The organism is Streptomyces sp. DH41 (assembly GCF_029813785.1).
Lineage (GTDB): Bacteria > Actinomycetota > Actinomycetes > Streptomycetales > Streptomycetaceae > Streptomyces.
In genome coordinates this window covers 175,139-188,066 of sequence record NZ_JARVKY010000001.1, presented here as the reverse complement: position 1 = coordinate 188,066, position 12,928 = coordinate 175,139, and the positions used below count along the sequence as shown (strand labels likewise).

The following is a 12,928-nucleotide window of genomic DNA, read 5'->3' as shown; positions in this document are numbered from 1 at the left end:
CCCACCCCTGCATAGGGTGAGGGGGTGACACAGCCCGCAGCGCCTGCCTACCTCCGCTTTCCGCACCCGCACGGCGAGTTGGTCGCCTTCACCGCCGAGGACGACGTGTGGCTCGCCCCGCTCGACGGCGGCCGGGCCTGGCGGGTCAGCGCCGACAACGTGCCGGTCAACCACCCCCGCATCTCGCCCGACGGCACCACGGTCGCCTGGACCTCCACCCGCGACGGCGCCCCCGAGGTGCACATCGCCTCCGCCGACGGCGGCCCCGCCAAGCGCCTCACCCACTGGGGCAGCCTGAAGACCCAGGTACGCGGCTGGACCCCCGAGGGCCAGGTCCTCGCCCTCAGCAGCTACGGACAGGCCAGCCTGCGCCGCAGCTGGGCCCGCGCCGTCCCGCTCGACGGCGGACCGGCCACCACCCTGCCGTACGGGCCCGTCGGCGACGTCGCGTACGGGCCGCGCACCGTGCTGCTGTCCGCCCCGATGGGCCGCGAGGCCGCCTGGTGGAAGCGCTACCGGGGCGGCACGGCGGGCAAGCTGTGGATCGACGCCGAGGACGACGGCGAGTTCGTACGACTCCACGCCGACCTCGACGGCAACATCGAGTACCCCTTCTGGGTCGGCGACCGCATCGCGTTCCTCTCCGACCACGAGGGCACCGGCGCCCTGTACTCCTCCCTCGCCGACGGCTCCGACCTGCGCCGGCACACCCCCCTTGGGGGCACCTCCCGCTCGAGCGGAGCCGAGAGTGGGGGAGGTTTCTACGCCCGGCACGCCGCCACCGACGGCACCCGCGTCGTCTACTCCAGCGCCGGTGAACTGTGGACGCTGGACGACCTGGAGGCGGCCGAGCCGCGCCGGCTCGACATCCGCGTCGGCGGCACACGCGTGGACCTCCAGACGTACCCGGTCAACGCCGCCCGCTGGTTCGGCTCCGCGTCACCCGACCACACCGCGCGGGGCAGCGCCGTCGCCGTACGCGGCGGCGTGCACTGGATCACCCACCGCTCCGGACCGGCCCGCGCGCTGGCCGCGCAGCCCGGCGTCCGCACCCGGCTGCCGCGCACCTTCCGCGCCGACGGCGAGGAGTGGGTGGTGTGGGTGACGGACGCCGAGGGCGACGACGCCCTGGAGTTCGCGCCCGCCACCGGACTCGCGCCCGGTGCCACCGCGCGCCGCCTCGCCGCCGGACAGCTCGGCCGCGTGCTGGGACTCGCCATGGCCCCCGACGGCAGCCGCGCCGCCGTCGCCTCGCACGACGGCCGCGTCCTGCTCGTCGAGCGGGAGACCGGCGAGGTCCGCGAGGTCGACCGCAGCGAGGACGGCGACGCCTCCGGGCTGGCCTTCTCACCCGACTCCGCCTGGCTCGCCTGGTCCCACCCCGGCCCCAGCCCGCTGCGCCAGCTCAAGCTCGCGGGCACCACCGACCTGTCGGTGAGCGAGGCGACCCCGCTGCGCTTCAAGGACTACTCCCCGGCCTTCACCCTGGACGGCAAGCACCTCGCCTTCCTCTCCACCCGCTCCTTCGACCCGGTCTACGACGAGCACGTCTTCGACCTGGCCTTCGTCGAGGGCGCCCGCCCGTACCTGATCACGCTGGCCGCGACCACCCCGTCGCCCTTCGGCCCGCAGCGCCACGGACGCCCCTTCGAGACCCCCGACCGGGACGAGACCCCCGACAGCGAGGGCACCCCGACCACCCGGATCGACGTCGAGGGCCTCGCCGACCGCATCGTGCCCTTCCCGGTCGAGGCCGCCCGCTACTCCCGGCTGCGCGCCGCCAAGGACGGCGTCCTGTGGCTGCGGCACCCGGTGACCGGCGTCCTCGGCGCCTCCCGCGCCACCCCGGACGCCCCCGACCCGCACACCGAGCTGGAGCGCTACGACCTCGCCCAGCAGCGCGTCGAGCACCTCGCGGCCGACGCCGACCACTTCGAGGTCAGCGGCGACGGCAAGCGGGTGCTGCTGTGGGCCGACGGGCGCCTCAAGGTCGTGCCCAGCGACCGGCGGGCCTCGGGCGACGAGGACAGCGACACCAACATCACCGTCGACCTCAGCCGCGTGCGGCAGACCGTCGACCCGGTCGCCGAGTGGCGGCAGATGTACGACGAGACCGGCCGCGTCATGCGGGACAACTTCTGGCGGCCCGACATGAACGGCGTCGACTGGGACGGCGTCCTCGACCGCTACCGGCCCGTCCTCGACCGCCTCGCCACCCACGACGACCTGGTCGACCTCCTGTGGGAGGTGCACGGCGAACTGGGCACCTCGCACGCCTACGTCACCCCGCGCGGCGGCCACGGCTCCGGCGCCCGGCAGGGCCTGCTCGGCGCCGACCTCTCCCGCCACGAGGACGGCGCCTGGCGCATCGACCGCGTCCTGCCCTCGGAGACCTCCGACCCCGACGCCCGTTCCCCGCTCGCCGCGCCCGGCGTCGCCGTGCGCGCCGGCGACGCGATCGTCGCGGTCGCCGGACAGTCCGTCGACCCGGTCACCGGGCCCGGCCCGCTGCTGGTCGGGACGGCGGGCAAGCCCGTCGAGCTGACCATCTCCCCGGCCGGAGGCGGCGAACCGCGGCACGCCGTCGTCGTCCCCCTCGCCGACGAGGAGCCCCTGCGCTACCACGCCTGGGTCGCCGACCGCCGCGCCTACGTCCACGAGAAGTCCGGCGGCCGGCTCGGCTATCTGCACGTGCCCGACATGGTCGGCGCCGGCTGGGCCCAGCTCCACCGGGACCTGCGCGTCGAGGTGACCCGGGAGGGCCTGGTCGTCGACGTCCGCGAGAACCGCGGCGGCCACACCTCCCAGCTGGTCGTCGAGAAGCTGGCCCGGCGCATCGTCGGCTGGGACCTGCCGCGCGGCATGCGGCCCGCCAGCTACCCGCTGGACGCGCCCCGGGGGCCGGTCGTCGCCGTCGCCAACGAGTTCTCCGGCTCCGACGGCGACATCGTCAACGCCGCGATCAAGGCGCTCGGCATCGGCCCCGTCGTCGGCACCCGCACCTGGGGCGGCGTCATCGGCATCGACAGCCGCTACCGGCTGGTCGACGGGACGCTGATCACCCAGCCCAAGTACGCCTTCTGGCTGGAGGGCCACGGCTGGGGCGTGGAGAACCACGGAGTCGACCCCGACGTCGAGGTCCCCCAACGCCCCCAGGACCACGCGGCGGGCCGCGACCCCCAGCTGGACGAGGCGATCAGGCTGGCACTGGCGGCACTGGAGGAGACCCCGGCGAAGACGCCGCCGAGCCTGCCGTAGCCGTAGCCGTAGCCGTAGCCGCAACCGGCGGGCGAGGGCGGCCCACGGCCCGACCGCCTCACGGCCCGGCGGATACGATGCCGTAGAAGATCACCGGCGTGAGGAGGACCCCATGACGGGGGAACCACAGGACGACTGTCTGTTCTGCAAGATCGTCGCAGGTCAGATCCCCGCGACGATCGTCCGCGAGACCGAGACGACCGTCGCCTTCCGGGACATAAACCCCCAGGCGCCCACCCATGTCCTGGTGATTCCCAAGGCGCACTACCGGGACGCCGCCGCCCTCGCCGCCGGCGCCCCGGAACTCGCCGCGGACGTCCTGCGCGAGACCCAGGCGGTCGCGGACCAGGAGAAGCTGGACAGCTACCGCACCATCTTCAACACCGGCACCGGCGCGGGTCAGACCGTCTGGCACACCCACGCCCACGTCCTCGGCGGCCGCGGCCTCGAATGGCCCCCCGGATAGGCATCCCGTGTCCGTACGCGAACTGGTCGTCCTCGGCACCGCCAGCCAGGTCCCGACCCGGCACCGCAACCACAACGGCTACCTGCTGCGCTGGGACGGCGAGGGCATCCTGTTCGACCCCGGCGAGGGCACACAGCGGCAGATGCTGCGCGCCGGGGTCGCCGCCCACGACCTGAACCGGATCTGCGTCACGCACTTCCACGGTGACCACAGCCTGGGCCTCGCGGGCGTCATCCAGCGGATCAACCTCGACCGGGTCCCGCACGAGGTCACCGCCCACTACCCGCTCTCCGGCAGGCGTTTCTTCGACCGCCTGCGGTACGCCACCGCCTACCGCGAGACGGTCGCCCTGACCGAGGCCCCGGTCGCCACCGACGGCGTCCTCGCCGTCACCCCCGCCTACACCCTCGACGCCCACCGGCTCTCCCACCCCGTCGAGTCCTACGGCTACCGCCTCACCGAGCCCGACGGCCGCCGCATGCTGCCCGAACGCCTCGCCGCGCACGGCATCAAGGGCCCCGACGTCGGCCGCATCCAGCGCGAGGGCTCGCTGAACGGGGTCCCGCTCGACGAGGTCAGCGAGATCCGGCGCGGCCAGCGGTTCGCGTTCGTCATGGACACCCGGCTGTGCGACGGCGTGCACACGCTCGCCGAGGGCTGCGACCTGCTGGTCATCGAGTCCACGTTCCTCGACGAGGACGAGGCGCTCGCCACCGACCACGGCCACCTCACCGCCGGCCAGGCCGCCCGGGCCGCCCGGGACGCGGGCGTACGGCACCTGGTCCTGACCCACTTCAGCCAGCGCTACCCGGACCCCGGGGAGTTCGAGCGGCAGGCCCGGGCGGCCGGCTACGAAGGTGAGCTGACCGTGGCCCACGACCTACTGAGAGTCCCGGTTCCGAAACGCCGGTAAAACGGTCGTACGATTCTCTGATGTCCTTGCCCAAAGCTGAACTGCACCTCCACATCGAAGGCACCCTGGAGCCCGAGCTCGCCTTCGAGTTGGCCGCCCGCAACGGCGTGTCCCTCCCGTACGCGGACACGGACGCGCTGCGCGAGGCGTACCGGTTCGAGGACCTCCAGTCCTTCCTGAACCTGTACTACGAGCTCATGGCCGTCCTGCGCACCGAGCGGGACTTCGAGGACCTGGCGAACGCCTACCTCGCCCGCGCCGCCGCCCAGGGGGTGCGGCACGCGGAGATCTTCTTCGACCCGCAGGCGCACCTCGCCCGGGGCGTGGAGATGGGCACGGTCGTGGAGGGCCTGTGGCGGGCGCTCGGCAGCAGCCGGGAGAACCACGGTGTCTCCACCCGCCTGATCATGTGCTTCCTGCGCGACGAGTCCGCCGAGTCGGCGCTGGCGACCCTCGACGCGGCGAAGCCCCACCTCGACCGCATCACCGGCGTAGGCCTGGACTCGGCCGAGGTCGGCCACCCGCCGGTGAAGTTCCGCGAGGTGTACGAGGCCGCCGCCGCCCTCGGGCTGCGCCGGGTCGCGCACGCGGGCGAGGAGGGGCCGCCGGAGTACGTCACCGAGGCCCTGGACATCTTGGGAGTCGAGCGGATCGACCACGGCCTGCGCTCGGTGGAGGACCCGGCGCTGGTCGAGCGGCTGGTGCGCGAGCGTATCCCGCTGACCGTGTGCCCGCTGTCCAACGTCCGGCTGCGCACGGTCGACACCCTCGCCGACCACCCGCTGCCCGCCATGCTCGACGCGGGCCTGCTCTGCACGGTCAACTCCGACGACCCGGCCTACTTCGGCGGCTACGCGGGCGACAACTTCGACGCCGTACGCCAGTCCCTCGGCCTCACCGAGGAGCGGCTGCGGGAGCTGGCCCGCAACTCCTTCCTCGCCTCCTTCCTGGAGGACGACGAGGAACTGCGGGCCCGTTACCTCGCAGAGGTGGAGGCGTACGAGTTCCCCTCCGCGTGACCCGTCCCGTCCCGTTCCGGACCCCGGTGTGGCCGCGGCCTGCCGGGGTCCCGCCGTGTGGCGCGGGGCCCCGCCGGGTCGCGAGAGGGCCGCGCCGGGTCGCGAGGGGGGGGGCGCGCCATTGACGCCTTCAGTCCGCCTGTCTAACCTCCATCTCTGTACGTGGATGACATCCACATACGCAGACAGGTATGCAGGCAGGTACGCAGACAGGTGCGGAGACAGGGTGAGGGGCGTGGGTCTCGATACCGCCCGCTGACCACGGCCGGACCCGACCCCGTAGGAGCCGCCCCGTGACCCGCGACCTCACCATCGCCGCCGTGCGCCTCACGCCGATCCTGGTGGCCGACCCGCCCCTGCTCAACACGCAGGGCGTCCACCAGCCGTACACCCCCCGCCTGATCGTGGAGGTGGAGACCGCCGACGGGATCACCGGCCTCGGCGAGACGTACGGCGACGCCAAGTACCTCGAACTGGCCCGCCCCTTCGCCGGGAAACTCGTCGGCCGCCAGGTCAGTGACCTGGGCGCCCTGTTCCTCCTCGCCGACGAGGTCGCCGTCGACGCCTCACGGGTCCTGGGACAGGTGGACGTCGGCGGGCTGCGCGGCGTCCAGACCGCCGACAAGCTGCGTCTGTCCGTCGTCTCCGGCTTCGAGGTCGCCTGCCTCGACGCCCTCGGCAAGGCGCTCGGCCTGCCCGTGCACGCGCTGCTGGGCGGCAAGGTGCGCGACACCGTGGAGTACAGCGCGTACCTCTTCTACAAGTGGGCCGACCACCCCGAGGGCGTGGCGAGCGAGAAGGACGACTGGGGCGCCGCCGTCGACCCGGCCGGAGTCGTCGCACAGGCCCGCGCCTTCACCGAGCGGTACGGCTTCACCTCGTTCAAGCTCAAGGGCGGCGTCTTCCCGCCCGAGGAGGAGATCGCCGCCGTCAAGGCCCTCGCCGATGCCTTCCCCGGACACCCCCTGCGTCTCGACCCCAACGGTGCCTGGTCCGTGGAGACCTCGCTGAAGGTGGCCGCGGAACTCGGGGACGTCCTGGAGTACCTGGAGGATCCCGCGCTTGGCACCCCGGCCATGGCCGAGGTCGCCGCGAGGACCGGGGTGCCGCTGGCGACCAACATGTGCGTGACGACGTTCGCGGAGATCCAGGAGGCGTTCACCAAGGGCGCCGTGCAGGTCGTTCTCTCGGACCACCACTACTGGGGCGGGCTGCGCAACACCCAGCAACTCGCCGCCGTCTGCCGCACCTTCGGCGTCGGGGTCTCCATGCACTCCAACACCCACCTGGGCATCAGCCTCGCCGCCATGACCCACGTGGCGGCCACCGTCCCGGACCTCCACCACGCCTGCGACTCCCACTACCCCTGGCAGTCCGAGGACGTGCTCACCGAACGGCTCACCTTCGACGGCGGCGAGATCACGGTCTCCGACGCGCCCGGCCTCGGCGTCGAACTCGACCGCGAACGGCTGGCGTTCCTGCACCAGCGCTGGCTGGACGACGACGGCACGCTCCGGGACCGCGACGACGCGGCGGCGATGCGGGTGGCCGACCCAGGATGGGTGACCCCTTCCGTCCCGCGCTGGTGACCGGCCGTACCGCACCGGGCCGGGCGGCGCCACCGGCCCGGACGCCGCCGCGTTGTCGGTGACGTGGTGCACACTGGCGGGGTCCGCACCATGCCAGGGAGCGCACCGTGACAGCCTCCACCGCGTCCACCGCGTCCACCGCGTCCACCGCGTCCACCGCGTCCACCGCGTCCACCGCGTCCGCCATGCCCGCCATGCCCGTCATGCCCGTCATGCCGGCCGCCGGGAGATCGCACCGCCACGTCCCGGACGAGGCGCCGAACCACCACCCCCAGGTCGATCCCCTCGCCGCCCTGCGCTCGCCCCAGGACCCGCCCTGGGACGTGTATCTGACCGGCACCGTCTTCCTCGACGTCATCTTCACCGGGCTCGACTCCGCCCCGGTGCGCGGCACCGAGTCCTGGGCCCGCGGGATGGGCTCCAGCCCGGGCGGCGTGGCGAACATGGCGACCGCGCTGGCCCGGCTCGGCATGCGCACCTCGCTGGCGGCGGCCTTCGGCGACGACCACTACGGCGACTACTGCTGGGACGCCCTCGCACAGGGCGAGGGCATCGACCTGACCCCCTCGCGCACCGTGCCCGGCTGGCACTCGCCGGTGACGGTCTCGATGGCGTACGAGGGGGAGCGCACCATGGTCTCCCACGGCCACGAGCCGCCGCCGGAGGAACCGTCCCCCGACTGCCCGCCCCGCGCGCGAGCCGCCGTCGCCTCCCTCACACCTGGCGTCCGCGCCCCCTGGATCGCCCAGGCCGCCGCACGCGGCACCCGCGTCTTCGCCGACGTCGGCTGGGACGACACCGGCGCCTGGGACCTGGCCGGGCTGCCCGACCTCGCGCACTGCGAGGCCTTCCTGCCGAACGCGGCGGAGGCCATGCGCTACACGGGCGCCACCTGCCCCCGCGCCGCCGCGCACGCCCTGACCGAGCACGTGCCGCTCGCCGTGGTCACCCTCGGCGCCGACGGCGCGTACGCGGTGGACCGGCGTACGGGGGAGAGCGCCGAGGTCCCGGCCATCGAGGTGGCGGCCCTGGACCCGACCGGCGCCGGGGACGTCTTCGTGGCCGGCTTCGTCACCGGCACCCTGGCCGGCTGGCCGCTGGCCGACCGTCTCGCCTTCGCCGGTCTGACCGCCGCGCTCTCCGTCCAGGAGTTCGGCGGCTCCCTGTCGGCGCCCGGCTGGTGCGAGATCGCCACCTGGTGGCGCAAGGTCCAGTCGGTCCGGGGCCAGGACCCGACGGCCCTGCGCCGCTACGCCTTCCTGGCGGACCTGCTCCCGGACGACCTGCCCGGCTCCTGGCCCCAGCGCCGCGCGGTCCCGACCATCGGCTTCCGCCGCCCGGCCTGAGTGGCCACGCTGCCGAGAAGACCGCCGAGAAGACCGCTGGGGAGACCGCCGGGGCGGCTGCCGGGAAGGATCAGAACCCGAGCCGCCGCAGCTGCTTCGGGTCGCGCTGCCAGTCCTTGGCGACCTTCACGTGCAGGTCCAGGAAGACCGGCGTGCCGAGCAGCGCCTCGATCTGCTTGCGGGACTTGATGCCGACGTCCTTCAGACGCTTGCCCTTGGGGCCGATAATGATGCCCTTCTGGCTGGGGCGCTCGATGTAGACGTTGGCGTGGATGTCCAGGAGCGGCTTGTCGGCGGGGCGGTCCTCGCGCGGGAGCATCTCCTCGACGACCACCGCGATGGAGTGCGGCAGCTCGTCCCGTACGCCTTCCAGCGCGGCCTCCCGGATCAGCTCGGCGACCATCACCTGCTCGGGCTCGTCGGTCAGGTCGCCCTCGGGGTAGAGCGCGGGGCCCTCGGGCAGCAGCGGGGTCAGCAGGTCCGCGAGCAGGTCCACCTGCTGGTTCCCGGTGGCCGACACCGGGACGATCTCCGCCCAGGTGATGCCCAGCTCCTGGCCGAGCTGGTCGATCGCGATCAGCTGCTCGGCCAGGGTCTTGGAGTCCACCAGGTCGGTCTTGGTGACGATCGCGACCTTCGGGGTCTTCTTGATCCCGGCCAGCTCCTTGGCGATGAAGCGGTCACCGGGGCCCAGCTTCTCGTTCGCCGGCAGGCAGAAACCGATGACGTCCACCTCGGCCCACGTCGTCCGCACGACGTCGTTGAGCCGCTCGCCCAGCAGTGTGCGCGGTTTGTGCAGCCCCGGGGTGTCCACCAGGATCAGCTGCGCCTCCGGGCGGTGCACGATGCCCCGCACGGTGTGCCGGGTCGTCTGCGGACGGTTCGAGGTGATCGCCACCTTCTGCCCGACCAGAGCGTTCGTGAGGGTGGACTTGCCCGCGTTGGGGCGGCCCACGAAGCAGGCGAAACCGGCCCTGTGGACAGCTTCGGCCGACTCTTCGGATGACTGGGTACGAACGCTCATGGCGCCCATTGTCCCTGATCCCCGGAGCCCCGCCGTACCACCTCCGCGGTCGGGGCCGACGGCAGGGCGGCGGGGAGCCGGCGTCTAGGCTTCCTCTGCCGCGCGCACCAGCGGCTGTCCGGGAGGAGACACACGTGCAGCGTTCGGTTCACGGTGCCGACCTGGCCCGCGACGCGTCGGTGGTGCTCCGGATCGGCGGCGCGGTGTTCGGCGCGTGCCCGTCCGACCGCCTCCGGTCCCTGTACTACCGCGTGGACGCAGGCGCCAGGGCCGCCTGGCGGCACCTGCGCGGTTCCGCCCCGCACCCAGGCGTGGGCCAGGACGCCCAGCAGGCGAACATCGAGCTGTGGGAGCGGGCGTCGGCACTGCCGCTGCCCGCGGAGTTCCTCACCGGTTACCGGGACCTGGCCACCGCGGCCCTGGTGCGGCTGTACCACGACGAGACCGTCATGTCCCGTGCCGAGACGGCCGCGCGCGCCATCGAGACCGTCGGCTTCCTGGAGGCCGGACGGGAGGGTGCCGCGGGAGCCGTGGACTTCGAACGGTCCTGTCAGGCGTCTTCCGACTCGCTGCTCGAGGGCTGGGCCGAGGATCCGCTGCCGGTGCTACGGCGGCTGCGCCGCCAGACCGACGTGTGGGCCCTCGCCTACCAACGGTTCGCCGGTCCGGGGCATGGGCCCGGTCACGACACGGTGGACTGACCGATTCCGGGAACCGGCCGGCGGTCGGGTCCACCGTGCCGGGCCCGGTAAGTGCCGTCAGCCCGCGCTGACCGTCCCCCGCACCACGCCGTCCGGTCCGGCGACCAACACCGGCGTCTCCGGACCGCCCAGGTCCCGGACCGCCGCCCGGTCCTCGTCCGACGCCGAGTCCGCGCCGGTCACCACCGCCGCCGCCTCCAGCGACGTCGCGCCGGAGGCGACCGCCATCGCCACCGCCGTGCGCAGCGCGCTGAGTTTCAGGGAGTCCAGGGCGACCGTGCCGGCGACGTACGTGCGGCCGGTCTCGTCGCGTACGGCGGCGCCCTCGGGGACGCCGTTGCGGGCCCGGGCCGAGCGGGCCAGGGTGACGATCTTGCGGTCCTCGGGATCGAGGGCGGGAGTCTCGGTCATGAGGTGAGCATACGTAGCACCACGGCCCGCCCGGCCCTCAGGGACGGTCGAGGCGGAGCCGCTCGGCGCGCGGCAGTCCGGCGACGACCAGGTCGTACGAGTCCTCGACCAGCTCCCTGACGACACGGTCCGGGAGCCCGCCGTCCACGGTGACCGTGTTCCAGTGCCGCTTGTTCATGTGCCAGCCGGGGACGATCAGCCCCGGTTGGTCGGCGCGCAGCCGGATCGCGTCGTCCGGGGCGCACTTCAGGTTGACCGTGAGCGGGCGCCCGTCCAGCGAGGACAGCGCGAACATCTTCCCCAGCACCTTGAAGACCGAGGTCTCGGGGCCGAAGGGGAAGTCCTCCACCGCGGCGTTGAAGGACAGACAGAAGTCGCGCAGTTCCCCAGGGGTCATGACGACGAGGCCTCCTTGGCGCGGCTCTCCGCGTCCACCGGCTCCACCAGCACCGTCACGATCTTGTTCCGGCGGCCCGCCGCGGTCTCCGCCGTCAGCCGCAGCTCGCGGCCGTCGGGCAGCTCCACGACCGACGAGGCACCGGGGATCGGCACCCGGCCGAGGGCCTTCGCCAGCAGGCCGCCCACCGTCTCCACGTCCTCGTCGTCGAACTCCTCCAGGCCGTGCAGCTCGCCCAGGTCGCCGATGTCGAGGCGGGCGGTGACCCGGAAGCGGTCCCCGCCCAGTTCCTCGACGGGCGGGAGCTCCCGGTCGTACTCGTCGGTGATCTCGCCGACGATCTCCTCCAGGATGTCCTCGATGGTGACGATGCCGGCCGTGCCGCCGTACTCGTCGATCACGACGGCGACGTGGTTGCGCTCCTTCTGCATCTCGCGCAGCAGGTCACCGGCGTTCTTGGTGTCGGGCACGAAGGACGCCGGCCGCATCGCCGTGGAGACCAGGTCGCTCTCCGCCTCCCGGCTGATGTGCGTCCGGCGGACCAGGTCCTTCAGGTACACGATGCCGACGATGTCGTCCTCGCTGTCCCCGGTGACCGGGATCCGCGAGAAGCCCGAGCGCAGGGCGAGGGTGAGCGCCTGGCGGATGGTCTTGTAGCGCTCGATGACGACGAGGTCGGTCCGCGGGACCATGACCTCCCGCACCAGCGTGTCACCCAGCTCGAACACCGAGTGCACCATGCGGCGCTCCTCGGCCTCGATCAGGGACTCCTTCTCGGCGTAGTCGACCAGCGCCCGCAGTTCCGCCTCGGAGGCGAAGGGGCCGCGGCGGAAGCCCTTGCCCGGGGTGAGGGCGTTGCCGATGAGGATGAGCAGCGACGGGATCGGGCCCATGATCCGGTCCAGCGGCACCAGGACGTACGCCGCCGCCGTCGCGGTGTTCAGCGGGTGCTGGCGTCCGATGGTGCGCGGGGACACCCCGACGGCGACGTACGAGACGAGCACCATGACCGCGATGGCGATCACCAGCGCCTCGCCGGTGCCGTCGAACTGCTTCAGACAGGCGTACGTGACAAGCGCGGCGGCGGCCATCTCGCAGGCCACGCGGACCAGCAGCGCCACGTTGAGATAGCGCGTCGGGTCGGCCGCGACCTGGGCGAGCTTCCCGGCGCCGCGCCGTCCGGACCGTACGGCCTCCTCCGCGCGGAAGGTGGAGACCCTCGCGAGTCCCGCCTCCGCGCACGCGGCGAGCCAGGCGATCACGACCAGGGTGACCGCGCCGGCGATTAGCGGGAGGCTCATGAGACGGTCGGGGCCGGGGACGGGCCGGTCAGGCCCTTCTCCGCACGCCAGCCGTCCACGATGGCGGCCTGCAGACCGAACATCTCGGCCTTCTCGTCCGGCTCCTCGTGGTCGTAGCCGAGCAGGTGCAGCACCCCGTGGACGGTGAGCAGCTGGAGCTCCTCGTCCATGGAGTGCCGCGTCGGCGCCTCGGTGCCCTGTTTGGCGGCGACCTCCGGGCAGAGCACGATGTCGCCGAGCAGCCCCTGCGGCGGCTCCTCCTCGTCCTTGGCCGGCGGACGCAGCTCGTCCATCGGGAAGGACATGACATCCGTCGGACCCGGCAGGTCCATCCACTGGATGTGGAGCTGCTCCATGGCGTCGGTGTCCACGACGATCACCGAGAGCTCGGAGAGCGGGTGGATGCGCATGCGCGCGAGCGCGTAGCGGGCGATGTCGAGGATCGCCTGCTCGTCGACCTCGGTTCCGGACTCGTTGTTGACGTCGATCGACATGGTCGTGCT

12 protein-coding genes are annotated in these 12,928 nt (G+C 73.0%); 7 read left to right on the top strand and 5 right to left on the bottom strand.

What is annotated here, in order from left to right:
- Nucleotides 1–24 precede the first annotated feature (24 nt).
- The 6 genes from QC283_RS00820 (at nucleotide 25) to QC283_RS00795 (ending at nucleotide 8,591) form a co-directional block, all read left to right on the top strand.
- Nucleotides 25–3,258, top strand: coding sequence for a S41 family peptidase (locus QC283_RS00820; RefSeq protein ID WP_279559330.1), 3,234 nt, complete (start codon nucleotides 25–27; stop codon nucleotides 3,256–3,258).
- Between the two features lie 112 nt (nucleotides 3,259–3,370).
- A complete protein-coding gene (locus QC283_RS00815) occupies nucleotides 3,371–3,724 on the top strand; it encodes a histidine triad nucleotide-binding protein (protein ID WP_279559329.1) in 354 nt (117 codons plus the stop codon).
- Between the two features lie 7 nt (nucleotides 3,725–3,731).
- Complete coding sequence (locus QC283_RS00810; protein ID WP_279559328.1) at nucleotides 3,732–4,637, top strand: ribonuclease Z; 906 nt, start codon at nucleotides 3,732–3,734, stop codon at nucleotides 4,635–4,637.
- A gap of 20 nt (nucleotides 4,638–4,657) precedes the next feature.
- Nucleotides 4,658–5,656: an adenosine deaminase gene (locus QC283_RS00805; RefSeq protein WP_279559327.1), complete on the top strand. Its 999-nt coding sequence runs from the start codon at nucleotides 4,658–4,660 to the stop codon at nucleotides 5,654–5,656.
- A gap of 293 nt (nucleotides 5,657–5,949) precedes the next feature.
- On the top strand, nucleotides 5,950–7,245 hold the full coding sequence (locus QC283_RS00800) for a glucarate dehydratase family protein (protein WP_279559326.1): 1,296 nt from the start codon (nucleotides 5,950–5,952) through the stop codon (nucleotides 7,243–7,245).
- Between the two features lie 212 nt (nucleotides 7,246–7,457).
- Nucleotides 7,458–8,591 (top strand): carbohydrate kinase family protein, encoded by a 1,134-nt coding sequence (locus QC283_RS00795; RefSeq protein WP_279559757.1) that lies wholly within the window; start codon nucleotides 7,458–7,460, stop codon nucleotides 8,589–8,591.
- Nucleotides 8,592–8,661: 70 nt separating this feature from the next.
- Here QC283_RS00795 and era read toward each other — a convergent pair whose 3' ends face one another.
- Nucleotides 8,662–9,615 (bottom strand): GTPase Era, encoded by a 954-nt coding sequence (era, locus tag QC283_RS00790; RefSeq protein ID WP_279559325.1) that lies wholly within the window; start codon nucleotides 9,613–9,615, stop codon nucleotides 8,662–8,664.
- Nucleotides 9,616–9,749: 134 nt separating this feature from the next.
- Here era and QC283_RS00785 point away from each other — a divergent pair, with 134 nt between their 5' ends.
- Nucleotides 9,750–10,316: a hypothetical protein gene (locus QC283_RS00785; RefSeq protein ID WP_279559324.1), complete on the top strand. Its 567-nt coding sequence runs from the start codon at nucleotides 9,750–9,752 to the stop codon at nucleotides 10,314–10,316.
- A 57-nt stretch (nucleotides 10,317–10,373) separates the two neighbouring features.
- Here the strand turns inward: QC283_RS00785 and QC283_RS00780 are convergent, their stop codons facing one another.
- From QC283_RS00780 to ybeY, 4 genes are read right to left on the bottom strand one after another with little or no spacing between them, the layout of a single operon-like run.
- Nucleotides 10,374–10,727, bottom strand: a complete 354-nt coding sequence (locus tag QC283_RS00780; protein WP_279559323.1) for a cytidine deaminase — start codon at nucleotides 10,725–10,727, stop codon at nucleotides 10,374–10,376.
- 37 nt (nucleotides 10,728–10,764) lie between these two features.
- The gene (locus QC283_RS00775) at nucleotides 10,765–11,124 is read right to left on the bottom strand and encodes an MmcQ/YjbR family DNA-binding protein (protein ID WP_279559322.1); all 360 of its coding nucleotides are present in this window, start codon (nucleotides 11,122–11,124) and stop codon (nucleotides 10,765–10,767) included.
- Nucleotides 11,121–12,425 (bottom strand): hemolysin family protein, encoded by a 1,305-nt coding sequence (locus tag QC283_RS00770; protein ID WP_279559321.1) that lies wholly within the window; start codon nucleotides 12,423–12,425, stop codon nucleotides 11,121–11,123. Before QC283_RS00770 ends, QC283_RS00775 begins: the two co-directional genes overlap by 4 nt.
- Nucleotides 12,422–12,919: an rRNA maturation RNase YbeY gene (ybeY, locus tag QC283_RS00765; RefSeq protein ID WP_279559320.1), complete on the bottom strand. Its 498-nt coding sequence runs from the start codon at nucleotides 12,917–12,919 to the stop codon at nucleotides 12,422–12,424. The genes QC283_RS00770 and ybeY overlap by 4 nt, the downstream gene beginning before the upstream one ends.
- Between the last annotated feature and the right edge of the window lie 9 nt (nucleotides 12,920–12,928).